This window comes from Actinoplanes sp. NBRC 103695, from assembly GCF_030269485.1.
GTDB lineage: Bacteria > Actinomycetota > Actinomycetes > Mycobacteriales > Micromonosporaceae > Actinoplanes.
The window spans coordinates 92,742-116,564 of record NZ_BSTL01000028.1 but is presented as its reverse complement, the minus strand read 5'-3'; the positions used below and the strand labels follow the sequence as shown (position 1 = coordinate 116,564).

The window sequence follows — 23,823 nt, the reverse complement described above, 5'->3', positions numbered from 1 at the left end:
GCATCGTGGCCGGCGCCAGGGCCTGAATTCTCAGGACGGTGGGGGCCGGTCGTTCGTCGAGAGGGGGATCTGGGGCGCCAGGCGGCGGATGGCGGGGACGACCTGGATCAGGTGGATGTCGACCTGGTGATTCTGCTGGGAGCCGTCGGCCAGGTGAAGGACCACGTAGTCGTGGGATGGCGGGCCGAAGGTGCCGGAGGGCGTGTGGCGGACTCCCACCCAGGCGATCTCCGTCCACGGCGTCGGGGGATGCGCCTCGGTGAAGCGGATGCCGGTTCGGGTCACCTCGGCCTGGAGTTTGCCTCCGTCACGGGAGCGTAGGCGCCAGCCGAAGATGCCGAAGGCGATCCAGGCGGCGCCTGCGATCGCCAGGCCCCACCAGAGTTCGGCCGCGCCGAAGCCGGTCATCAGGGCGGCGCAGGGCAGGCCCCAGAAGAGGGTGCTGCCCAGCCACCACACCTTGTCGAACCGGTTCCAGGTGTTGCGCAGGACCAGAGGTTCGGCGTCGGCCGGCATGGTTCTGAATCTACCGCTCGGCGTCCATAGAGGACGTGCCGGCGCGGAGAGGTCTTTCTAACGGACGGTTGTTCCGGATGAAACACCGCGGAAACCGGGCCTGCCTTGACTGAGGTTCGTTACCAAGCCGCCTACCAGGGCGAACGATGGTGAACGAGGTGCCGTCATGTCGGAACCGAAGCGAACGGATCATTACAGCGTCGCCGTTGTGGGCGGGGGTCAGGCGGGGCTCGCGATGAGCTGGCATCTGCGCCGGCTCGGCATCGGGCACGTGGTGTTCGAGCGGGACCGGGTCGGCCACGAATGGCGGGATCGGCGGTGGGACTCGTTCTGTCTGGTCACGCCCAACTGGCAGTGCGATCTTCCCGGTTTCCCCTACCAGGGCGACGATCCGGACGGGTTCATGGTGGGTGCCGACGTCGTCGACCATCTCGAGAAGTACGCCGCCTCGTTCGATCCGCCGCTCGCCGAAGGGGTGGACGTGACCCGGCTACGGCGTACCCGGGTCGGTGTTTTCGATCTGGTGACCAGCGACGGACGGTGCACGGCCGATCAGGTGGTCGTGGCGACCGGGCCCTATCACCGGCCGGCCGTCCCACGGATCGCCGAGCGGCTGCCGGCGCGTGTCGTTCAGGTGCACTCGTCGCAGTACCGGAACGCCGCACAGTTGCCGGACGGGGACGTGCTGGTCGTGGGCACGGGGCAGTCGGGGTGTCAGATCGCCGAGGACCTGCATCTGGCGGGGCGGCGCGTGCACCTCGCGGTGGGGAGCGCGCCGCGGGCGGCCCGGCGGTACCGCGGGCGGGACACGCTGGCCTGGCTGGACGAGATGGGGCACTACACGCGCGGCATCGACCAGTTCGGCGACGCGGACGAGGTGCGGCTGCGGGCCAACCACTACATGACGGGGCGGGACGGTGGGCGGGACATCGACCTGCGGGCGTTCGCCCGGGACGGGATGCGGCTGTACGGGCGGCTGACCGCGATCGAGGACGGCACCGCGTACTTCGGCGACGACCTGGCGAAGCATCTCGATCATGCCGACGCGGTCGCCGAGGGCATCAAGGACGCCATCGACAACTGGATCTCGGCTCAGCGGAGAGACGCGCCGGCCGAGGAGCGTTATGTGCCGGTGTGGCAGCCGGATGACGGGCCGCGCAGCCTGGATGTCAACGACGTGACAGCCGTGGTGTGGGCGACCGGCTTCCACCGGGACCATCGCTGGATCGAGGCGCCGGTGTTCGACGGGCGCGGCTACCCGACCCACGACCGGGGCGTGACCAGCGTGCCGGGGCTCTACTTCCTGGGGCTGCCGTGGCAGTGGACGTGGGGGTCTGGGCGGTTCGCGGGCGTGGCGCGGGACGCCGAGCACCTGGCCGGCCGGATCGTGCAGGCGCGCCGCCGCCAGGTGGTCGAGGACGTGTCGTGGCTGGCCGGAACCCCCACCGAGACCTACCCGGCGATGGATTGGTGGGCAGCCGCGTGAACGACGCCCACCGGCACCTCGGCGTGCTCCCCGCGTACCCCTTCTACGGCGGACCTCCGGTGAACCCGGACGTGACCGCCCGCGCGACCATCGACGAGCTGCTGAAAGACCTCGACCGCGAGGGCACCGAGCGGGCCCTGGTGCTGCCCAACTACGGCGTGCCGGACCCGGCCGTGGCGTTCGGTTTCAACGAGCTCGTCGTCGAGGCGGCCCAGCGCGACGACCGGATCCGCTGTGGACTGTGGGTGTCGCCGCTGGAGCCTTCCCGGACAAGGAGCGCGTTGAAGCTGGCGGGGGAGCGGGGCGTCCGGGCACTCAAGCTGAGTTTCCTGCTCGGCGGCGACGCCGGCGACGCGGACGGGCTGGACGGGATCTTCGCGGCCGCCCGCGAGCACGACCTGACCGTCCACGTGCACACCTCGCCGGGCGCGGCCTCCGACATCGACCGCGTCGGTGAGCTGGTCGAGCGGTACGGCGACCACACCCGCGTCCACCTCGTGCACTTCGGCGGCGGGATGAGCGGCCACATCAAGCTGATCGGCGGCCGGTTCTTCGACTGGATCGCCGCCGGCAAGCAGGTCTACACCGACCTGTCGTGGGCGATCGGCTTCGCCCCGCGCTGGCTGGCCGCCGAGATCGACCGGCGGGGCATCGGCCACGACCGGGTGCTCTTCGCCAGCGACGAGCCGTGGGGCGACCAGGCGGGCGAGTCCGCGCGGGTCCGCCATGCCTTCGAAAACCCGGAACTGGCGGCAATGGTCCTGAAGAACAATTTCGACCGGCTTTACGGAGGAGAGAAATGACCGACCTGACCGACCTCGAGCAGAAGTCCCTCAACGAGATCCCGCACCCGGCGCTGTCCGAGGGGTCGAGCATCTACGGCGGCACCAAGGTGTTCCCGGACTACAAGGCCGAGGAGGGCCAGAGCTACTTCACGCTGGTGCACGGCATCGCGCACGAGTCGTCGGTGAGCTTCGTGGCGGTGCTGCAGGCCACCCGGGCGTTGCGCAAGGGCTTCGAGTCGGCCATCTACTTCTACGGTCCGGGATCGCTGAACGCCCTGGCCACCCGAGGCTTCCCGACCACCGGAACCTCGGCGTTCCCGGGTGAGCACAACATCAACAACTCGTTGAAGACGTTCATCGCCGAGGGCGGCAAGGTGTACTGCTGCCGGTTCGGGCTCTCCCTGCACGGCGCCCGCGAGGAGGACCTGATCGAGGGCGTCATCCCGACGCATCCGCTGGACGTGCAGGACGCGCTGATCCACTACGCGCGCAAGGGCGCGATCATCAACTCGACCTACATGTTCTGATGTCCCTCGACACTCGCGCCGACCTGGCCGTGCGCGGCGTGCGGGTGGCGACACCCGTGCGCCGCCCGTCCGGGGCCGGCCCCTCGGACGACGGCCATGTGGTGATCGAGGGGCGGAACGCGGCACTGCCGATCGACCCGGCCAGTCCCTACACTGTCGATCGCGGGAAGATCTGGCTCGGCGAGATCGACACCGGGCTCACACTCGACGTCGTCAAGCGGCCGCGGTTCTACGACCTCACGACCGCCGACGGTGTGCGCTACGAGCAGATCGCGCGGCTGCACGGCAAGGATGTGCTGGCCACGACAGTGGTGCAGACCTGCATCCGGTACGCCGAGGAGCAACGCTGCCGGTTCTGCACCATCGAGGAGTCGTTGCGGTCGGGCAGCACGGTCGCCGCCAAGACACCGGCGCAGCTCGCGGAGGTGGCGCGGGCGGCGGTCGAGCTCGACGGTGTCACGCAGATGGTGATGACCACGGGTACGACGACCGGGCCGGACCGGGGCGCCCGCAACCTGGTCCGGTGTGTCCGGGCGGTGCTCGACGCCGTGCCGGGGCTGCCGATCCAGGTGCAGATCGAGCCGCCGGGCGATCTGTCGGTGATAGACGATCTGCGAACGGCGGGTGCTGCGTCGATCGGGATCCACGTCGAGTCTCTCGATGACGAGGTGCGCCGCACGTGGATGCCCGGCAAGGGATCGGTGCCGATGGCCGAATACGAAGCGGCCTGGGACCGTGCGGTGTCGGTCTTCGGCCGTAATCAGGTGTCGACCTATCTGCTGATCGGTCTCGGCGAGGATCCCGACGAGTTGATCAACGGCGCGGCCGGACTCATCGAGCGGGGCGTCTACCCGTTCGTGGTGCCCTTCCGGCCGATGGCGGGGACGCTCGCGCGGCGGGACGGGTGGCCGGCGCCGGCGCCGTCGATGGTCCGGGATATTTCGGGCAGGGTCGCGGCGCTGCTGCGGGAGGCGGGGATGCTCGGCGCGGACCAGAAGGCCGGCTGCGCCGCCTGCGGGGCGTGCGGCGTGCTCCAGGCGGCCGGCGGATGACCGATCTCGTTCCCGCGCTGCTCGGGCCCGCGTTCACGGTCCTTCCCACCGAGGACAGGACGGACTACCACGCGTTGCGGCGAAAGGTTTTCGTCGAGGAGCAAGGCCTGTTCGACGGTCATGACCTGGACGACCGAGACGATGACCCGCGCACGGTGGTGCTGGTGGCCAGGTCGGCGCGAGGGGAGTTCCTCGGCGGGGTCCGGGTCGGGCCGGCCGTCGACGGCCCCGACATCGGGTGGTGGCAGGGCGGCCGCCTGGCGGTGGTCCGGAAAGAGCAGGGAGTCGGCTCGGCGTTGGTGCGGGCGGCCTGCGCCTACGCGGAGAACGCCGGGGCGTTGCGCTTCGATGCGACCGTTCAGAATCAGAACGAACGTTCTTTCACCCGGCTGGGCTGGGACCGGGTGCGTGCGACCACGGTCGCCGGGCGCCCGCACGTGCTCATGCGCTGGCCGATCGGGCGGATCGCCGCGCTCGCCACGGCCACCAAGCAGGCGCTGGGGCCGCTCCTTCAAGAGATGACCCCGCGGGGGTACGCCGGGGACGACGGCGCCCCGGTCCCCGGATCGGACCTGATCGCCGCCTGCGACGCGATCGTGCCGTCCATGGTGGAACGTGACCCGGACTGGGCCGGCTGGTGCGCGGTGCTGGTGAACATGAACGACCTGGCCGCGATGGGCGCCTCTCCGGTCGGCCTGCTGAACGCGGTCGGCGCCCGCGACGCCGCGCACGCCGCCCGGATCCTCGGTGGCCTGCGACGAGCCGCCGAGGCGTGGGGCGTGCCGGTGCTCGGCGGGCACACCCAGCTGGGCGTGCCCGCCGCCCTCTCGGCCACCGCCCTCGGTCGTACCGCGCATCCGGTCCCGGGCGGTGGCGGGCGGCCGGGCATGCGCGTCCACCTCACCGCCGACACGGCCGGGCGCTGGCGACCGGGATATCACGGCCGGCAGTGGGACTCGACCAGCCACCGGACGTCCGGCGAGCTGAGGCGCCTGCACGGCATCGTGGCCGCCGCGCGCCCGGCGGCGGCCAAGGACGTGTCGATGGCCGGGATCGCCGGGACGCTCGGGATGCTGGCCGAGGCGAGTGGATGCGCGGCGGTGCTGGACGTCGCCGCGGTGCCCCGCCCGGCCGGTGCCACGGCAGGGGACTGGCTGACCTGCTTCCCGGGATTCGCGATGGTCACCACGTCGAGGCCGCCGGAGACCGGGCCGGCCACGTCCGCGGAGTGCGGTGAGCTGGTGGCCGGCCGAGGGGTCCGGCTGCGCTGGCCGGACGAAGAGCTGACCGTCGCCCTCAGCGGCGGCGTAACCGGAATGGGGCCGGCATGACGCTCATCAGGGTGGCCGCGGTCGCGGACGAGTTCGACCGGGACCTCGAGGGCGACTTCGGGCGGGTCGAGAAGCTCGTGGAGGCGGCGCGGACGGAGGGCGTACATCTGCTTGCTCTGCCTGAAGCCTGCCTGGGCGGTTATCTCGCCGACCTCGACGGGGATGCGGACCAGCCGCCGGCGTTGCGCGTGGACGGTCCGGAGATCGCCCGGCTCGCCGCGATCGCCGGGGACATGGTGGTGTGCGCGGGCTACTGCGAGGCCGACGGCGACCGGCGGTTCAACAGCGTGGTGTGCGTCGGCGGCGGCGAGGTGCTCGGCAACCATCGCAAGGTGCACCAGCCGCTGCGGGAGGACGCCAGCTACGACTCCGGTGACTCGTTCGCCGCGTTCGACACGCCGGTCGGCCGGATCGGGCTGCTGATCTGCTACGACAAGGCGTTCCCCGAGTCGGCCCGGGCGCTGGCCCTGGACGGCGCCGAGATCATCGTGTGCGTGTCGGCGTGGCCGGGCAGCCGGACCAACGCCGCCTCGGACCTGGCCGAGGACCGGTGGACGCGGCGCTTCGACCTCTTCGACCGGGCCCGGGCGCTGGAGAACCAGGTGGTCTGGGTGTCCGCGAACCAGTCCGGGACGTTCGGCAGTCTGCGCTTCGTGTGCAGCGCGAAGGTGGTCGATCCCGGCGGCGACGTGCTGGCCACCACCGGCGTGGCGCCCGGCATGGCGACCGCCGAGGTGGATGTGGCGGCGGCGCTGACCGCGGCCCGGCGCTCGATGGGCCACCTGCGGGACCGCCGGCCCGAGGCGTACTGAAGTGATGGTGAGGATCGCCGCGGCGGCCGCGCACTTCGGCCGCGACCTGGACCACTGCCTGGGCCGGATCGGCAAGCTGATCGGCGACGCCCGGGACGCGGGCGCGGCGCTGCTGGTGCTGCCGGACGCGGCGATCGGCGGATACCTGGCCGACCTGCGGCACCCCGACCCGTCGGCGCTGCCGCCCGCGCTGAAACCGGACGACCCGATCCTCGACCAGGTGGCCGCGCTGGCCCGCGACATGGTGGTGTGCGTCGGCTACTGCGAGGCGGACGGCGACCTGCGTTACAACGCGGCGGTCTGCCTCACCGGCGACGGCGTGCTCGGCCGGCACCGCAAGGTCCACCTCCCGGCGGCCGAGATCACCGCGTACGCGGCAGGCGACACCTTCGCGGCCTTCGACACGCCGGCCGGCCGGATCGGCATGCTCATCGACTACGACAAGACGTTCCCCGAGTCGGCCCGCACCCTGGCCCTGGACGGCGCCGAGATCGTCGCCTGCCTGTCCGCCTGGCCGGCCAGCATCACCAACGCGGCGCCGAAGATCTCCCAGGACCGCCAGTCCCGCCTCTTCGACCTCTACGACTGCGCCCGCGCCGCGGAGAACCAGATCGTCGTCGTCTCCTCCAACCAGACCGGCGCGGTCGGTGGGATGCGCTTCCTCGGCCAGGCCAAGGTGGTCGGCCCGGCCGGCAACATCCTCGCCCGCACCTGGGCCAAGGCCGGGCTCGCCGTGGCGTCCCTGGACGTCGCGGCGGAGATCGCGGCCGCCCGCCGGGTGCTGTCCCACCTGCGTGAGCTGCGACGGGACACCTACCGGTGAGGATCGCGCTGCTCACCTACTCGACCCGGCCCCGCGGCGGGGTGGTGCACACGCTGGCGCTGGCCGAGGCCCTCGCTGCGCTCGGCCAGGACGTCACGGTGTGGACGCTCGCTCGCGGTGGTGGGTTCTTCCGCCCGGTCGATCCTCGGGTACGCCTGTCCGCGGTGCCGTTCGACGAGGTGCCGGGCGAGGACGTCGGCGACCGGATCCTGCGCTCCATCAGGGTGTTGCGGGCAGCGTTCGACGGTTCGGCGTACGACATCGTGCACGCGCAGGACTGCATCAGCGCGAACGCGGCCGGCCGCTGCATCCGCACGATCCACCACCTGGACACGTTCACGACTCCCGCGCTGGCAAGGTGTCATGAGCGCGCGATCGTCGATCCTTACGCCCACCTGTGCGTCTCGGAGGCGGTGGCCGCCGAGGTCCGGGCCGGCTGGGGTCTGAGCCCGACCGTGATCCCGAACGGGGTGGACGCTGCGCGCTTCGCCGACGCCACGCCCGACCGGCGATATGGGCGATCTGTGCTGGCGGTCGGCGGCATCGAGCCGCGGAAAGGGTCGCTCGATCTGCTACGGGCCTTCAGCCATCTGTCGGATATTCCCGATTTACGCCTGGTGTTCGCGGGCGGCGAGACTCTGTTCGACTATCGCGGCTACCGATCGGAGTTCGACGAGCTGGGCACGCGGCTCGGCGTCGACCCGCTGATCCTGGGCCCGGTCCCGCACGACGAGCTGCCCGGTCTGGTGGCGGGCGCGGCGGCGTTCGCGTTCCCGTCCACCAAGGAGGGCTTCGGCCTGGCGGCGATGGAAGCGCTGGCCGCCGGGGTGCCCGTCGTGGTCCGCGACCTGCCCGTCCTGCGCGAGGTCTTCGGTGCCGCGGTCCGCTACGGCACCGACCCGGCCTCGCTGGCCGACGCCCTGCGTACCGCAATCGACAAGCCCGACCCGGCCCGCGCCGCCGCCGGCCGCGCTTTGGCCTTCTCCCACACCTGGGCCGACGCCGCCCGCCGCCACCTCGACCTCTACGCGTCGCTCGGCTGAGGGCGCGGGCGGTTGTCGTAGGCGCGTGTCACTCTTGGCTGGTTGGGTAACCACAGCGAGTGGAGAGCCTTCGATGAGTGATCAAGCGCGCGGGCAGCGGGTGACGTTCGAATATGCGGGCGCCACCGTGGAGATGGTCGACGCGGTCACCGCGCTGGCCGCGGCCCGGGTCAACCGGGTCGAGATGCTGCGCGGGGCGAGCTGGCCGGAGCCCGTCCGGCGGGTCGAGCTGAGCGTGAGCAGCGAGGACGGGGTTCAGGTCTTCGCCAGTGAGATCTCCACCGCCGCGGACAGGTTCACCACCGCGAAGGTGCGGGCGCTGGTGCTCGGCGCCGACCCGATCGGGGTGCTGCTGTCGAAACGGATCGAGCAGGGAGACCAGCTGGCGGCCCGGCTCGTCGACGGGGTGGGTAACGCCGCCGTCGCCGCGTACCGGAAACTCGGTCTTGATCGGGTGCCGCAACCGGCCGTGCAGCGTGAGCCGGCGACGGTGGCCGACGCGGCGGTGGGTTTGCAGGCGACCGTGACCTATGACGAGAACGGGACGCTGGTGCGGCTGCGCGCCGAGATGCCGCGCGACGACGTCTCCCCGGCGCACCTGCAGGCCTTCGCGGGGCTGACCTTGCAGGTCGTGCTGGAGATCGCCGGGCCGGAGAGTCTCGCCGGACGGCGGTTCACGCTCAGCCGGGAGAGCCTGCCGGTCGAGCCGATCACGACGAGTGAGGTGACGCTCGACCAGGTCGGCGGGCTGGCCAACATCGTCGCCGAGCTGCGGCAGATCGCGGTGTCCTTCCGGCACCCGGAGGCGATGGCCCGGTGGGGAGCGCGCAGACCTCAGGGCATTCTGATGTACGGGCCTCCGGGCACCGGCAAGACGATGCTGTCGCGGGCGCTCGCCAACGAGATCGGCGCCGACTTCCGGGAGGTTCGCACCCCGGAGATCCTGGACAAGTGGCTGGGCGGCTCGGAGCGCAACATCAAGCAGATCTTCCGGGACGCGCGACGCTACCGGGTGCCGACGCTGATCCTGTTCGACGAGTTCGACTCGATCATCAGCTACGTCGGGTCCGGCGGCGACGCGGCCGGTCAGGCGATCAACGCGGTGGCCGGCATCTTCAAGCAGGAGATGAACGACCTGATCGAGGCGAACCCGAACGTGATCGTGGTGGCCACCACGAACTTCCCGCACCGGGTGGACGACTCGCTGATCCGGTCGGGGCGCTTCGACGTGAAGATGTCCGTGCCGAAACCGGACGACGCGGGCCGGGCGGAGATCTTCCGCAAGATGATCCGCGGGCTGATCTCCGCGCACGAGGCGCCGGGCTTCACGATGTTCGCCGACGACCTGGACCTGGCCGAGCTGGGCCGGGTCAGCTTCGGGATGACCGGCGCGGACATCAAGGAGGTGCTGCGCCGGGTGCAGCTGGCCAAGGCGATGCAGGAGGCGCACTCCGGCGGGCAGGCCGAGCCGATCTCCCAGGAGGAGCTGGTCGCGTCGGTCACCGAGTTGCGAGGGCCGCTTCCGGCCGCGTGAACGAGCGCCACGGCAGCAGGGCGATGCTGGTCAGCAGCAATCCGGCCAGGATCGCCAGGGAGATCCGGGTGCTCGTCACGGTGGCGAGGAGGCCGCCGACGGCGATCATGATCGGCTGGGCGACCCGCTGGCTGATCGACCACGCGGACAGCACCCGGGACATGTGGCTGTCCTCGGTCACCCGCATCCGGTAGGTCGCGAACGTCGGGTTGAACGCGCCCGCGCAGATCAGCAGCACGAGCTGGGACGCGGTGATCACGATCAGCCCGGCGGTGCCGGCCGGCGCGACGGCCAGGAAGATCAGGAAGAGGGCCCGGGCCGTCCCGAACCCGAGCAGCTTGGGCCGTTCGGGGAGCCGCCGGGCCAGGAACGCGCCGAGGATCCCGCCGAGGCACGGCACGCCCAGGGCGACGCCGTACTCCCAGGGCGCCATCCCCAGCTCGCGCAGCATCAGCACCGCCAGCAGCGGCGCCGTCGCCATCACGCAGCCGCCGAAGACCAGCGAGTTCAGCCACAACGCGCGCAGGTCGCGGTGGCCGAGGATGTAGTGCCAACCGGCCGTCAGCTCGCGCAGCCGCGGCGTCGGATGCCGTTCCGGTGGTGGCGGCTCCGGCGTCCGCAGGCGGCGGATCCCCAGCGCCGACAGCAGGAACGACACCGCGTCGACGGCCATCGACGCGGTGGCGCCGACCGCCGAGACCAGCACGCCGCCCAGTGGCGGGCCGGCGCTGTAGACGGTCCAGAGCGTCATCTCCAGCCGGGTGTTGGCCTCGCCCCGCTGCGCGGCCGGGACCAGCGCCTTCAGGTGCGCGCCGCCGGCCGCATTGAACACGATCACGCCGACCGCCTGGACCATCGCCACCAGGCAGAGCTGGGCATAGGTGAGCACGCCCAGCGCCGCCGCGAGCGGCACGCTGATCAGCACGGCGAACCGCGCCAGATCCGTTCCGACCATGATCGGCCGCTTGCGGTGGAACTCCACCCACGGCCCCAGCGGGACGGCCATCGCCGCGCCGGCCAGCCCGGCCACCGCGGACAGCAGCGACACCTGGAAGACGGGCGCCTGCAACGCGATCGTGGCGACCAGCGGCAGCGCGCCGATCGTCACCCCCGTGCCGAGCTCACTGATCGAGTAGGCCGCCCACAGCCGTCGGAAGTCCGGACCCAGCGCCACCGGAGCACCGTAGCGCCTCGGTGACGGCGGTCCGCGGAACGGCTCACCGAGAACATCGGTTGCTCTCAGTCAAGCATTGATGCACTCCGAGTGACGATCTCGGTCGCCCGCGCCGCCTGGGGAAGCGTGCCGAACGTGGCGCCCTGGTCGCCGCCCAGCCGGGTCGCGCAGAAGGCGTCCGCCACCGCCGGCGGAGCGTGCCGGACCAGCAACGACCCCTGCAGCACCAGGGCCAGCCGCTCGGTGATCCGCCGGGCCTGGCTCTCCTCCGGATGCGCGAGCAGGTCCTTGAGGCCGGTCACCGCGTCGTCCAGCCGCCGGTCCGCGCCACCGGCCGCCCCCGCCTCGGCCAGGAACGCCTCCGCCGACTCCGGCTCCCTGCGCAGCGTCCGGAGCACGTCCAGGGCCTGCACGTTGCCCGAGCCCTCCCAGATCGAGTTGAGCGGCGCGTCCCGGTAGAGGCGGGGCAGGCCGGACTCCTCCACGTACCCGTTGCCGCCGAGACACTCCAGCGCCTCACCGACCACCGCGGGCTGCCTCTTGCACACCCAGAACTTGCCCACCGCGACCGCGAGCCGCCGGAAGGCCGTCTCGTCCCGGTCCACCGCCCCGGCCAGGCGCATCATCAGCGTGGACGCCGCCTCCGACTCCAGCGCCAGATCGGCCAGCACCGCGGTCATCAGCGGCTGCTCGACCAGCGGACGGCCGAACGCCGACCGGTGCCGGGCGTGGTGGATCGCCTGGGTGAGCGCGGCCCGCATCCCGGCGGCCGAACCGATCACACAGTCCAGCCGGGTGGTCGCCACCATCTCGATGATCGTCCGGACGCCGCGCCCCTCCGGACCGACCAGCCAGCCGACCGTGTTCTCGAACTCCGGCTCGCTGCTGGCGTTGCTGCGGTTGCCCAGCTTGTCCTTGAGGCGCTGGATGCGGAAGTCGTTGCGTGTGCCGTCCGGCAACACCCGGGGCACCAGGAAACAGGAGAGGCCGCCGGGCGCCTGCGCCAGCACCAGGAAGAGGTCGCACATCGGCGCGCTGGTGAACCACTTGTGCCCCCGCAGCCGCCAGGACCCGTCGGCGGTCACCGCGGCCCGCGTCGTGTTGGCCCGGACGTCCGAACCGCCCTGCTTCTCGGTCATGCCCATGCCGGCGAGCAGGCCACGCTTGGTCTGCGGGGCGCGCAGGCCCGGGTCGTACTCGCGGGAGGTGAGCAGCGGACCGTAGGCGGCGGCCAGGCTCGGCTCGTGCTGCAGGGCCGGGATGACCGCGTACGTCATCGAGATCGGGCAGGTGTGTCCCGCCTCGACCTGCGACCAGGTGTAGAGGGCCGCGGCTCGGGCGGCGTGCGCCCCCGGTTGATCGGCCGCCCAGGCGGATCCGGCGAGCCCCGCCTCCACCGCGGTGCGCATCAGCTCATGCCACGACGGGTGGAAGTCCACCTCGTCGATCCGGTGGCCGTAGCGGTCGTGGGTGCGCAGCTTCGGCGGGTACGCGTTCGCCTCGTCCGCCCAGCGCCGCGGCTCGGCCTCGCCCGCCCGGCGGCCCAGCGCGTGCAACGCCTCCAGCGACCAGTCCGCGCCCTCCCGCCGCACCGAATCCAGCAATGCGGCATCCTCTGCCACGTCATGGCCGGACAGGGGCGGAGGCTGGTTCACGACGTCGTGAGTCATGCAACGAGAGTGACACGGCCGTGATCGAGGCGCTTCCCGAGCTCGGGTAGGGTTTTTCGTAACTGATCTGGGGGGAGCGGTGACCACGGTGACGCGGGGCGGCTCGGTCACGGACGTGCTCGCCGAGATCTCCGACGCGCGACAGCTCGCGGCGGACGCCGGGCGCTCCGATCTCGCCGAGCGCCTGGAACGGACCGCCGAGCGGCTGCGCGCCGACGACGTGGCGGTCGCCGTCGTCGGCGAGTTCAAACAGGGCAAGAGCACGCTGGTCAACGCGCTGCTGCGCACCGACATCTGCCCGGTCGACTCCGACGTGGTGACCGCCGTGCCGACCGTGCTGCGGTACGGCCGGCCGCCGTCGGTGTCGCTGCAGATCCCGGCCGCGGACGGGCGGCTGGAGTCCGTACCCGTCGCCTTCGAAACCCTGCGCAAGCACATCACCGAGGGTGAGCCGGTCGACGGCCCGGCGCCGCGCAGCGTCGAGGTCCGCCTCGACCGCCGGTTGCTCGGCGCGGGGCTCAGCTTCATCGACACCCCCGGCGTCGGCGGCCTCGACTCCGCGCAGGGCAACATCACGCTGGCCGCGCTGCCGCTGGCCGGCGCCGCGCTGTTCGTCACCGACGCCGCGCAGGAACTCACCGCGCCCGAGGTCGACTTCCTGCGCCGGGTGCTGGAACGCTGCCCGCGGGCGTTCTGCGTGATCACCAAGACCGACCTCTACGCCGAGTGGCGGCGGATCGCCGAGATCAACGCCGGCCACCTCGCCCGGGCCGGCCTGGACGTGCCGATCGTCACGGTCTCGTCGTTCCTGCGGATGCGCGCCCAGGCCAAGGACAGCGCCGACCTCAACCAGGAGTCCGGCTTCCCACGACTGGTCGACCTGCTGCGCCGCGACGTGCTGGGCGCCGCCGAGGCGGACGGGCTGGCCACGGCGCGGTCCGAGCTCGGCTTCGTGGTCGCCCAGCTGCGCGAGCGGGTCGTCGCCGAGGAGGCCGCCGCCGAGTCGCCGGCGGCGGCGGCCGAGATCGCCCGCCGGTACGCCGAGAAGGGTCGGCTGGCAGCCGCCCGGCTCGGCGGCGGCTCCTGGCAGACCGTGCTCGGCGACGGGATCCAGGACCTCACCGCGGACATCGACCACGACCTGCGGGAACGGCTCCGGCTCATGGTCCGCAAGGGCGAGGAGCTGCTGGACGACTCGGACCCGCGGGAGACCTGGCGCGACTTCCAGGCCTGGGCCGCGCGGGAGGCGGCCGCGGCCGCCGTCGACAACCTGATGCTGCTGGTCAGCAGCACCGAGCAGCTCGCCCGCGAGGTGGCCGAGCGGTTCGGCATCGAGTACGACAGCCTCGACGTCGACCTGCCCGCCCCCGACCTGGCCCTGCGCAAGGTCGGCGACCTCGACGTCAGCTTCCACAAATCCGGCATGCAGCAGTTCCTCGGCGCGTTCACGGCGGCCCGGGTCACCTACGGCGGCTTCTACATGCTCGGCGCGGTCGGCGCCCTGTTCAACGTGGCCGTTGCGGCGCCGCTCGGGCTGCTCGCCGGCATGACGCTCGGCCGCCGGCTGGTCCGGGCGGAACGCGAGCGTCAGGTGCAGCACCGGCGCGCGCAGGCCAAGCAGGAGCTGCGGCGCTACGTCGACGACGTCACGTTCCACGTCGGGCGGGACTCACGCGAGGCGGTCCGGCGGACCCAGCGGTTCCTGCGCGACGAGTTCGCGGGGCGGGCGATGGCGGTCGAGAGGTCCGCGGCGTCGGCCGCTGAGGCCGTACGCCAGACCGCGGCCCTGCCCGAGGACCGCCGCCGCGAGCGGGCCGCCGAGCTGGCGTCGCAGCGACGCCGACTGGACCACCTGGCATGAGCCTGCTCGCCGACGTCCGCACCCTGCTGGACAGGGCGTACGCGGAAACCCGCGACCAGCGGCTCGCCGACGCCCGCCGCCGGGTCGACGAACCACTCCGCGTGGCCATCGCCGGCAAGGTCAAGGCAGGCAAGTCCACCCTGCTCAACGCCCTGGTCGGCGAGGAGCTCGCACCCACCGACGCGGGCGAGTGCACCAAGATCGTCACCTGGTACGCCGACGGACCCACCTACGCGGTCACCGCCTTCCTCAAGGACGGCCACGCCGAGCAGCGCCCGTTCAACCGGATCCAGGGCGCCGTGCAGATCGACCTGGGCCGGCCCGCCGACCAGGTCGACCACCTCGAGGTACGAGTGCCCAGCGCCCGCCTGCGCCGGCACACGTTGATCGACACGCCCGGCATCGCCTCGCTCTCCACCGACGTCTCGCTGCGCACCATGGCGTTCCTGGAAGCCGAGGGGGAACGGGCCGCGCAGACCGACGCGGTGATCTACCTGCTGCGCCACATGCACGGCAGCGACGTGCGGTTCCTCGAGTCCTTCCACGGCGACGGCCTGTCCACCGGCACCCCCGTCAACGCGGTCGGCGTGCTGTCCCGGGCCGACGAGATCGGCGGCTGCCGCCTGGACGCGATGGACGCGGCCGGCCGGGTCGCCGAACGCTACGCCACCGACGAACGGCTACGCCGGCTCTGCCCCGTCGTCATCCCGGTCGCCGGCCTGCTCGGGGCGGCCGGTGCGACCCTGCGTGAGGACGAGTTCCGGGTCCTGGCGGCGGTCGCGGCGGAACCGATGTCCGATGTGGTCGAGCTGCTGCTGACCGCCGACCGCTTCGCGTCGGCCGCCGGACGCTTCGCGGCGCAGGCCCCCGGGCGCCGGCGGGTGCTGCAGAGGCTCGGCCTTTTCGGCGTACGCCTGTCCGTACGCCTGATCCGGGAGGACATCGTCCGCGACGCCGCCGACCTGGCCCGCGAACTGACCGCCCACAGCGGCATCGACCGGCTCCGCGAAGTGTTCACCGCCCAGTTCGTCGGCCGCAGCGAGGTGCTGAAGGCCCGCTCGGCGCTCGCCGTCATCGACGAGTGCGTGCCCGCCGAGTCGTGGCTGGCCGCCGAGGCCGAACGGATCCGGGCGAGCGCCCACGAGTTCGTCGAGCTCCGCCTGCTGCACCTGGTGCGCTCGGGCCGGCTGCCCGGCACGGACGACCAGCTGGCCCGCCTCGACATGCTGCTCGGCGGCCAGGGCGGCGCCGCGTACCACCGGCTGGGCCTGCCCGCGGAAGCGCCGCCGGCCCGGATCGCGATGGCCGCCAAGGCGGCGCTGGCGAGCTGGCAGGCGGTCGGCGAACACCCGTTCTCGGCGCGCGAGCTGCGGACGGCGGCCCGCGCCGCGATGCGAACCTGCGAGGGCATCCTCCAGGTGGTTTGATCAGCGGGTGCCGAGTCTTCCGATGCCCGTCGTGGCGGCGGTCATCCGCCTCACCCGCCAGCGCAAATTCACCACCGAGGAGTACGGGCGCCGGACCCTCGCCGAACCCAAGTCCTCGCCCACGCCGCCACCCGGGCTGTCCCGCCGTCTCGACGTGAGCCGGACCCGCGACCACGGCTTCGACGTCTACCGGGTGGCGCCACGCCAGGTGAAGCCCGGTCCCGCGGTGGTCTACCTGCACGGCGGCGCGTACATGGCAGAGATCGTCCCGCAGCACTGGTCGCTCATCGCAGACCTCGCCTCGGCCACGGGCCTGGCGGTGCACGTCCCCCTCTACGGCCTGGCGCCGGCCCACCACGGCACCGAGGCGCTGGAGTTCACCACCAAGGTCGTCGCCGACCTGGGCCCCTCGTACCTGCTCGGCGACTCGGCCGGCGGCGGACTGGCCCTGCTCACCACCCAGGCCGCACCGGACCAGGTGGTCGGCCAGACACTGATCGCACCCTGGCTGGACCTGACCATGAGCAACCCCGGCATCGACCAGGTCGAACCCCACGACCCGTGGCTGCGGCGGGCCGGCCTGCGCCCGATGGCCGCCGCGTGGGCCGGCGACCTGCCGCTGACCGACCCGACATTGAGCCCGATCAACGGCGACCTGACCCGGCTGCCGCCGACCCAGATCCTGGTCGGCACCCGCGACATCACGTTGCCGGACTGCCGCCTGCTCCGCGATCGCATGCCGGCCGGGGTGCCCCTGACCTACCACGAAGAACCCGGCGCCATCCACGTCTACCCGCTGCTGCCGGTGTCCGCGGCTCGCACCGCCCGCGAGGCGATCGTGGCCCATGTCCAGGCCAGCGGTGGCCGGGCCTAGACCACCTGTCTGGTCTGGCCTTACTTCCGGCGTTTCCGCTGGGTGTGGGGTTGGGGTTTCCGTGTGGGCTGGGTGTCGGTCGTGGTTGCTGCCGTCGTCGTCGCGTCGCGGTGGGTCCGAGCGGGCTGGGTGTCGGTCGTGGTTGCTGCCGCTGGCGTCGCGTCGCGGTGGGTCCGAGCGGGCTGGGTGCCGGTCTCGGTCGCTGCCGCCGCCATCGCGTCGCGGCGGGTCCATGCGGGCTGGGTGCCGGTCGCTGCCGCCGCCATCGCGTTGCGGCGGGTCCATGCGGGCTTGCCAGGCGTCCGGGTGCCCGCTCGCCGTTGTTGCCGCCGCTCGCGCCCGGCGTGGGGTTTCGCTTGGGTGTGCCAGGCGTCCGGGTGCCCGCTCGCCGTTGCTGCCGCCGCTCGCGGCCGTGGCTGGGCGCGGTCCGGTGGTAGGAGCGGGCGCGGGTGGTAGACCGGGCACGCGGTGGTGGGTCAGGGCGGTATCCGGGTCGAAATACCGCTCCTGGCTACCACGGTCCGCGCGCGTGGTAGCTCAGAGCGGGGGAGGCTCAGTGGGTAGCGCCCGGGCCTACCACCGGCCGCCCGGTGTTGGCGGCGCGCAAGGCCGGGCCGGCCGTCAACGCCGCAGATGCCGCATTCTGCTACCACTGCCGTGCCCGGCTGCCACTGCCGTGCCCGGCTACCACCGCGAGCGGCGGCAGCGACGGTGAGCGGGCAGTCGGGGGCCTGGCAGACCCGGCCCGACCCCGCACCCACCGGAAACGCCGGCAGCGGCGTCACCCAGTGGAAACGCCGGCGGCGGCGTCACCCAGTGGAAACGCCGGCGGCGGCGTCACCCACCCGGAAACGCCGGCGACGCCACGCATCAGAAAGGACGGCCGATCAGACCGCCACCACGAGTGGTCTCTAGTTCGGGGCGTCGCCGCGGCGCATTCCCAGGGCCTGCAAGATTCCGGCGTGGTCGAGAGCCACGCGCAACGCCCAGCGGGTGGTCTCGCGGTCGGTGCCGGTCAACGCGGTGAGCGGGGTGCCCGGGGCGCAGACCACGACGTGTTCGAGGACCGCGTCGGGTTCGGTCGAGGCGATGCGCGAGCGGTAGTCATGCCACGGGCGGGCAGGCTCGGCCTCCTCGTCGGCCAGGGCGAAGAACGACACGTCCAGGATCAGGCCGCCGTCCGGGAGGAGGGTGGCGCCGGGCGGCAGGTCTCGGATGCGGAAGGCGAAGGAGAGGTCGCTGACCGGGGTCGGGAGGAGGTCGACGGTCAGGTCGAAGCCGGTGCCGGCCTGCACCGGCTGGGCCGACAGCACCGCCTGCACGGCGCGGTAGGTCCACTCCACGACCGCGCCGGCGCCGGGGTGGGTGATCTCGAAGAAGTAGGTCGCGCAACCCCAGACGGCCTCCGTGACCGGCTGCTCGCGGAGCATCTCGACCGGCCCGATGGTCTCCATCGTGGTATTCATCCCGGCAGATTGGCACCGGGCAGCCGCTCCGTGTCGCATCCTTTGTGCGGCTTCCGCCGCGACTTGGAGTTGCCGTCCGCATCGACAGTGACGAGGACGATCACCTCTGACGCGCCGGCGACGGAATGGCCCGTGCTGCCGCCGGGCCCGTGCTGCCGCCGGGCCCGTGCTGCCGCCGGGCCCGTGCTGCCGCCGGGCCCGCGCTGCCGCCGGGCCCGCGCTGCCGCCGGGCCCGCGCTGCCGCCGGGCCCGCGCTGCCGGTGCCGGGGCGGCACCGGCAGCGCGGCACCGCCTACTTCGGAGGTACGGGCAGGCCGTGGGCCGTGAAGCCCGGCCCAGCGGCGGCCGCGGTGCGGGCCGCCGCCGCCCCGGACGGCGTCTGCCGGGTGTAGACGCGGGTCGCGTCGTTCGGGTTGCGGAACACGATCTCGTAGGTCTGGCCGGTGCCGCCGGTGAACTCGGTGATCGTCGGGTCGGTGGCGGCGGGGTCGGAGGCGTCGAGGCTCAGTGGCAGCCAGTCGCCCCACGTGGCGGTGCCCGTCGACGCCTCGACGACGCGGTGGATCTCGTTGTCGGTGCCCCGGGCGACGACCACGAGCCGGCCGGTCGGCGGGTCGAGCACGGCCGCGGGGGAACCGGCGGCCGTGAACGAACCCACCGGTGTCCACACGCCGGCGCCCTGCTGCTGCGTCACCACCGTGCCGGTCGCGTCGCGGGCGAACAACCGCAGCACCTGGCCGGGCAGCTTGACCACCGACAGGGTGCCGGTGAGGCCGGTGCCGCCGAGCGACGTCCAGGCCGACAGGGTGCCGGCCGTCCAGGTCGCCATCATCGGTGTGCCCGCGGCGTTCAGGGCGAAGACCGACGCCTTGTTGTCCGGGCCGGCGATCACGGTGAGTTCGCCGGTCAGGTCGGTGCCGCCCAGCTTGACCCAGGCCAGGAGGTCACCGGCGACGGTGTCGTATCGGCGGCTCCACAGGGCGCCGCCGGCGTCCAGGCCGAACGCCGCCAGGGTGCCGTCGGTGAGCTTGACCGCGGCGGGCCGGGACGCCAGCGCGCCGCCGGAGTCGACGCCGGCCAGCCAGGACGTGCCCGCGGTGGGCTGGCGGGTGAACGACCAGGCGTCGCTGTTCGTGTTCTGCGCCAGCAGGCGCACGTTGCCCTGCGGGTTCACCACGAGTGCCGGGCGGCCGGTGAACGCGGCGTCGGTCGGCACGGCCGCCCACTGGATGTTGCCGAACAGGTCGGGGTTCTCCTGGTAGGCGTGGCGCAGGCGGCCGATGTTGTCGGCGAACAGGTACTCGAGGGCGCCGATCGCGGTGCCGGCGGCCGGGCGCTGGATGGCGACGGTCGGGCTGTTCGGCTGGATCGGGGTGGCGGGGCGGGCCGGCGTCTTGCGGTCGGTCAGCCGGCAGGTGTTCGTGGTCGCCCACGCGTTGTTGTGTACGGCCCAGCCGTCGTCGATGTCCTTGGCGAGCAGTGTCCAGGTGTTGCTGTCCTCGACGTACCGGTAGTGGATCAGGTCGCCGTCGGTCTGGACGCCGAACAGGGTGTCGCCGCCGGCCGAGAAGAGGTTCTTGAAGCCGCCCCAGCCGGCGCCGACCTTGAGGTGCTGCGCGATCCAGCGCTGGCTGGCCGGTTCGAACCGGCTGCGGAACAGGTCGCCGTTGGAGGTGCGGCCGTAGAGGACGCCGGGACCGGCCGAGACGATCAGCTCGTAGCGGTTCCAGCCGGTGTCGATCGGCCGGCCGCCGATGGTGAAGGCGCCCAGGGCCTCGTCGTAGCGGTACCAGCGCAGCACCCCGTTGCCGTCGACGAGGTAGATGTCGCCGATCTCGTCGACCGTGATCTTGTTACGGTAGGCGGCGGTCGCGTACTGGGTGAAGCCGGTGCTGAGCCGGCGGCGCTGCTGGCCGTCGGGCTGGGTCTCGAAGCCGCCGCCGGTCCAGCGGTACCGCCCATCATGGACGATGGTCGATGAGCTATGGGGTCACCGTGCATTTGGGAGCGACCGGCTTCCACTGCGTGCAGTACTGCTGGGCGGCCTCGACGCCCGCGAAGCCGTCCTGGAGCAGCACCCAGAAGCCGGTGCCCTGGTCGGCCAGGTCGTTCGACTGCAGGCTGTCGACCAGCTTGACCGGCATCCCGGCGTCGGCGAGCTTGCGCCGGGCCGCCTCCGCCGCGCCCCGTCCGCCGTCGTCGCCCTTGTGCGGAAAAACATCGATCAGCGCGTACGGCCGGGCGACCGTCACCGCGGCCGGTGCGGGAGCCTTCGCCGCCGGGGTGTCGCGGCGCCCGCCGGGCAGCGGGATGCGCAGCCCCGAGAAGGCCACCGCGGCCGTGGCGCCGAGGGCCAGCACGATGGCCGTGGTCGCCGCGGCCCAGGTGGCGACGCGGGGCTTGCGCTTGCCTCTCGCCGTCCGGGTGAGCAGCGGTGGCCGGTCGGGGTCGTCGGCGTCGAGGATGGCGGCCACCACGAAGAACGGTCTCGGCGTACCCATGAAGGGTCTCGAGGGTTTGGCCTTGATCACCACCGTGACGGACTCGCCCGGCTCGAGCCGGACCGCCTGCGGGGCCGCGGAGATGGTGCCGGCGGGCGGGTCGAGCTCGGCCTTGATCCGGACCGGCGCGGCGGCGGGGCCCTCGTTGGTGAGTGTGAGGTCGTAGGTCGTGGTGGCGCGGGGGCGTTCCACCATCGTGCCGACGACCGGGATCGGGACGGCGACCGTGAGCAGGCCGGTGGTGAAGCCCGCCGGTTCGCCGGTGCTGTGCTCGGTGGCCTGCACGGTGAAGGGCACCATCGACGCGCTCGGCGGCTGGTCGGCCGGGGGCGCGAGGACCACGTCGACCGTCTCGGTGTCGCCGGCGCCGACCACGACGTCCGGAGGTTCCACGGACGCCCAGCCGGAGGCGCGTCCGCGCGCGACGCCCACGCGGACGGTGATCGGGGCGACGTTCCGGTTGTGCAGCTGGACGGGGACGCGCGTGGCGACGCCGGGGGCCAGGGCGACGGGCGTCGGCTGGAGGGTGAGCTCGAGGGTCACGGGAGCGGGATCACATCGTCCGGCGGGTCGGCGACCGGGGTCAGCGGGGCCGGCGGTTCGGTGAACGGGACCTGGGCGGCACCGCTGAAGTAGACGCCCTGCCCACCGGCGACCGGAACAAGGCCGGTGAAAGGCTGCTGGGCCCCCGCCTGCTGAAGTCCGGCCTGCTGGGCCGCCGCGCCTTGCGGGTGCAGCATCGGGTTGTCGGCCGCGTTCAGGGGGCTGGCGCCCATCCGGTACTCCAGGCCGTCGCTGAAGCCGTCGAGGTCGCTGTCGCTGAGCCGCGCGTTCAGCCCCATCGCCTGCTCCAGCCGGTCGTCCATGCCGTCGGCGTCGGTGTCCGTCTGCAGCGGCGCCAGGCTGCCGTCCAGGTGACCGTCCAGGTCGGTGTCCGGCGACAGCGGGTTGAGGCCCTGCGCCAGCTCGAAGGCGTCGTCGAGCTGGTCGCCGTCGGAGTCCGCCTTGCGCGCGTCGGTCTTGTGGACGATCAGTTCCTGCGCGTCGTTGATGTTGTCGCCGTCGGTGTCGGCGCGCTGCGGGTCGAGGCCGAGGCGGCGTTCCATCGCGTCGCTCAGACCGTCGCGATCGGTGTCCGGCCCACCCAGCTGCGGCGGGTCCGGCACGAGGGGTGTTTCCGGGGGTACGGGCGCAGCGACCGGAACCGCCTCGGGCTGGGGTAGCGGGGTGCCGCTGCCGTCCGAGATGCCGGGCAGCACGGCCGCGAACTCGAACCGGTCGCCGGCGTTGCTCTCGCGGACCCCGGCCTTGCGGTTGGCCGCCTCGACGACCTTGCCGTCGCCCAGGCTGATCGCCACGTGCGCGCCCGGCGTCCGGCCGTCGCCGGCCCGTGGCTCACGGTCGAAGGAGAACAGCAGTGCCCCCGGCGTGTCCTTCGCCTTCTCCACCGGAATCAACAGACCTTTTTGCTTCAGGTGGAGGTATTGCGCCGTGGCGCCGTCCGGGATTTTCGTGCCGGCCTGGTGCGCGGCCCACTGGGTGAATTCCGAACAGTCGAAGACGTCCGGATCGTCGTCCTCGAGCTTCACCTCGGCGCCGAAGACATAACGGTCACCTACTTGCGCTTTAGCAACCTTTAAGAATGTCTCCAGGGCCGCGTTGTCGCCCCCGCCGGAACCCTTGGCAGCGAGTGCTACGTCGTCTATTCCGGAACTGTCCGTTTTGGATGCGGACACCGGGTGGCCGTACCCCGGAGTGCCGGTCCACACCCCGCGCCCGCCGCCGTCGCCGAAAGCGATCGCCGCCGCCTGGGCCTCGTCCTTGAACCGGAGGTACCGGGCGGCGTTGCCGCCGTGCGTGACCGTCCACGGCGAGATGTCCTCACCCTTGCGCGAGACCAGGAAGGCCGCCTTGGCGTTCTGCAGCGGATCGAAGAGATCGGAGCGCGACGCCAGGTCGGGGTGAGCGCGTCCGTTGATCTGCCAGAGGCCCTTGGAATCCTCGCCGTGCGGGTTGTGCGCCCGGCTGTTGCCGCCCGACTCGGCCATCGCGATCGCCGTCATCGTCGCCGCCTCGTCCGGATTGAAGCCGGCGCGGCGCGCGAAGCCGTAGATCTGTTCCGGCGAGTACCTGGGCATCCCCCGAGCGTAGGAGACGACAGCCACCGCGGCCAAGTTGCGCGGCTGCGCGACTATCAGATCCGTCAATTCAGTTGGATGTCCGACAGAACCGATGACCCTATTGTTCTGATCGACTTCGCCGGGGCATCATGTGCTCGCGCGGCGGGGGTGTCGCTCACCTGGGGGAATGGAAATCATGCTAGCCACAAGGCCGCCCACTGTCTGGATCGATGACAGTCATGCCATCGTTCGGCGCGGGATGGCCGCTTGCCTGCAACAGGCGGATTTCGTGGTTCGCGGCGAGAGTTCGACCCTGTCCCCGGCGCCGGTCACCGCCGGCCTCGACATTCTGGTCTTCGAGTACGCGGGACCGACCCTGCGCCGCGCCGTCCGGCTCGCCGACGGCAAGGGCGTCCGCCTCGTCGCCACCGTCCGTGACGTCAACGAGCAGGCGGTCCGCGAGATCGTCGACGCCGGCGTCGGCGCCGTGCTGCCGCATCGCACCCTCACCCCGGACACCCTGATCGCGAGCCTCCGCGCGGTCGTCGCCGGCACCGTCACCCTCCCCGGCGACATGCTGGCCCGCCTCCTGCTGCACGTCACCCAGACCTCGCACCTCGGCCCGACCGGCCTCAACCCGCGCGAGCGTTCGGTGCTGCGCCTGCTCGCCGACGGCATGGACACCCGCGGCATCGCCGAGGACCTCTGCTTCTCCGAGCGCACCGTCAAGAACGTCGTGCACGACGTCCTCACCAAGCTGAACTGCCGGACCCGCGCCCAGGCGGTGGCCGTCGCCACCCGCGAGGGCGTGATCTGACCCG

General features: G+C 72.3%; 20 protein-coding genes. 13 read left to right on the top strand and 7 right to left on the bottom strand.

What is annotated here, in order from left to right; genetic code table 11:
• Positions 1-30 precede the first annotated feature (30 nt).
• Positions 31-516, bottom strand: coding sequence for a hypothetical protein (locus tag QSK31_RS38085; RefSeq protein ID WP_285689572.1), 486 nt, complete (start codon positions 514-516; stop codon positions 31-33).
• Positions 517-682: 166 nt separating this feature from the next.
• Here QSK31_RS38085 and QSK31_RS38080 point away from each other — a divergent pair, with 166 nt between their 5' ends.
• The 9 genes from QSK31_RS38080 (at position 683) to QSK31_RS38040 (ending at position 9,909) form a co-directional block, all read left to right on the top strand.
• Entirely contained in the window at positions 683-2,002 is a 1,320-nt protein-coding gene (locus QSK31_RS38080) for an MSMEG_0569 family flavin-dependent oxidoreductase (protein WP_285689571.1), read from the top strand.
• The gene (locus QSK31_RS38075; RefSeq protein WP_285689570.1) at positions 1,999-2,805 is read left to right on the top strand and encodes an amidohydrolase family protein; all 807 of its coding nucleotides are present in this window, start codon (positions 1,999-2,001) and stop codon (positions 2,803-2,805) included. Before QSK31_RS38080 ends, QSK31_RS38075 begins: the two co-directional genes overlap by 4 nt.
• On the top strand, positions 2,802-3,314 hold the full coding sequence (locus QSK31_RS38070) for an MSMEG_0572/Sll0783 family nitrogen starvation response protein (RefSeq protein WP_285689569.1): 513 nt from the start codon (positions 2,802-2,804) through the stop codon (positions 3,312-3,314). The genes QSK31_RS38075 and QSK31_RS38070 overlap by 4 nt, the downstream gene beginning before the upstream one ends.
• On the top strand, positions 3,314-4,366 hold the full coding sequence (locus QSK31_RS38065; RefSeq protein ID WP_285689568.1) for an MSMEG_0568 family radical SAM protein: 1,053 nt from the start codon (positions 3,314-3,316) through the stop codon (positions 4,364-4,366). Before QSK31_RS38070 ends, QSK31_RS38065 begins: the two co-directional genes overlap by 1 nt.
• On the top strand, positions 4,363-5,697 hold the full coding sequence (locus QSK31_RS38060) for an MSMEG_0567/sll0787 family protein (RefSeq protein ID WP_285689567.1): 1,335 nt from the start codon (positions 4,363-4,365) through the stop codon (positions 5,695-5,697). The genes QSK31_RS38065 and QSK31_RS38060 overlap by 4 nt, the downstream gene beginning before the upstream one ends.
• Positions 5,694-6,509 (top strand): carbon-nitrogen hydrolase family protein, encoded by an 816-nt coding sequence (locus QSK31_RS38055; RefSeq protein ID WP_285689566.1) that lies wholly within the window; start codon positions 5,694-5,696, stop codon positions 6,507-6,509. Before QSK31_RS38060 ends, QSK31_RS38055 begins: the two co-directional genes overlap by 4 nt.
• 4 nt (positions 6,510-6,513) lie before the next feature.
• Complete coding sequence (locus QSK31_RS38050) at positions 6,514-7,332, top strand: carbon-nitrogen hydrolase family protein (protein WP_285689565.1); 819 nt, start codon at positions 6,514-6,516, stop codon at positions 7,330-7,332.
• Positions 7,329-8,375 (top strand): MSMEG_0565 family glycosyltransferase, encoded by a 1,047-nt coding sequence (locus QSK31_RS38045; RefSeq protein WP_285689563.1) that lies wholly within the window; start codon positions 7,329-7,331, stop codon positions 8,373-8,375. The genes QSK31_RS38050 and QSK31_RS38045 overlap by 4 nt, the downstream gene beginning before the upstream one ends.
• A gap of 73 nt (positions 8,376-8,448) precedes the next feature.
• Positions 8,449-9,909, top strand: coding sequence for an ATP-binding protein (locus tag QSK31_RS38040; protein WP_285689562.1), 1,461 nt, complete (start codon positions 8,449-8,451; stop codon positions 9,907-9,909).
• Here QSK31_RS38040 and QSK31_RS38035 read toward each other — a convergent pair.
• Both QSK31_RS38035 and QSK31_RS38030 read right to left on the bottom strand, forming a co-directional pair.
• Positions 9,875-11,083, bottom strand: a complete 1,209-nt coding sequence (locus QSK31_RS38035) for an MFS transporter (protein WP_285689561.1) — start codon at positions 11,081-11,083, stop codon at positions 9,875-9,877. The two genes, QSK31_RS38040 and QSK31_RS38035, sit on opposite strands and share 35 nt — an antisense overlap.
• A gap of 65 nt (positions 11,084-11,148) precedes the next feature.
• Positions 11,149-12,753, bottom strand: a complete 1,605-nt coding sequence (locus tag QSK31_RS38030) for an isovaleryl-CoA dehydrogenase (protein ID WP_285689560.1) — start codon at positions 12,751-12,753, stop codon at positions 11,149-11,151.
• Positions 12,754-12,832: 79 nt separating this feature from the next.
• Here QSK31_RS38030 and QSK31_RS38025 point away from each other — a divergent pair, with 79 nt between their 5' ends.
• From QSK31_RS38025 to QSK31_RS38015, 3 genes are read left to right on the top strand one after another with little or no spacing between them, the layout of a single operon-like run.
• Entirely contained in the window at positions 12,833-14,614 is a 1,782-nt protein-coding gene (locus QSK31_RS38025; RefSeq protein WP_285689559.1) for a dynamin family protein, read from the top strand.
• Positions 14,611-16,041 (top strand): dynamin family protein, encoded by a 1,431-nt coding sequence (locus tag QSK31_RS38020; protein WP_285689558.1) that lies wholly within the window; start codon positions 14,611-14,613, stop codon positions 16,039-16,041. The genes QSK31_RS38025 and QSK31_RS38020 overlap by 4 nt, the downstream gene beginning before the upstream one ends.
• Positions 16,042-16,063: 22 nt before the next feature.
• Positions 16,064-16,915, top strand: coding sequence for an alpha/beta hydrolase (locus QSK31_RS38015; protein WP_285689557.1), 852 nt, complete (start codon positions 16,064-16,066; stop codon positions 16,913-16,915).
• A 911-nt stretch (positions 16,916-17,826) separates the two neighbouring features.
• On the opposite strand, the gene QSK31_RS38010 is transcribed toward QSK31_RS38015, so the two are convergent.
• The 4 genes from QSK31_RS38010 to QSK31_RS37995 form a co-directional block, all read right to left on the bottom strand.
• Positions 17,827-18,381, bottom strand: a complete 555-nt coding sequence (locus QSK31_RS38010) for a hypothetical protein (protein WP_285689556.1) — start codon at positions 18,379-18,381, stop codon at positions 17,827-17,829.
• Positions 18,382-18,673: 292 nt separating this feature from the next.
• Positions 18,674-20,230, bottom strand: coding sequence for a tachylectin-related carbohydrate-binding protein (locus QSK31_RS38005; RefSeq protein WP_502873073.1), 1,557 nt, complete (start codon positions 20,228-20,230; stop codon positions 18,674-18,676).
• Between the two features lie 133 nt (positions 20,231-20,363).
• Positions 20,364-21,425: a COG1470 family protein gene (locus QSK31_RS38000; protein WP_285689555.1), complete on the bottom strand. Its 1,062-nt coding sequence runs from the start codon at positions 21,423-21,425 to the stop codon at positions 20,364-20,366.
• The gene (locus QSK31_RS37995) at positions 21,422-23,020 is read right to left on the bottom strand and encodes an NlpC/P60 family protein (RefSeq protein ID WP_285689554.1); all 1,599 of its coding nucleotides are present in this window, start codon (positions 23,018-23,020) and stop codon (positions 21,422-21,424) included. The genes QSK31_RS38000 and QSK31_RS37995 overlap by 4 nt, the downstream gene beginning before the upstream one ends.
• Before the next feature lie 241 nt (positions 23,021-23,261).
• Here QSK31_RS37995 and QSK31_RS37990 point away from each other — a divergent pair, with 241 nt between their 5' ends.
• Positions 23,262-23,819 (top strand): response regulator transcription factor, encoded by a 558-nt coding sequence (locus QSK31_RS37990; protein WP_285689553.1) that lies wholly within the window; start codon positions 23,262-23,264, stop codon positions 23,817-23,819.
• The last annotated feature ends 4 nt before the right edge of the window (positions 23,820-23,823 follow it).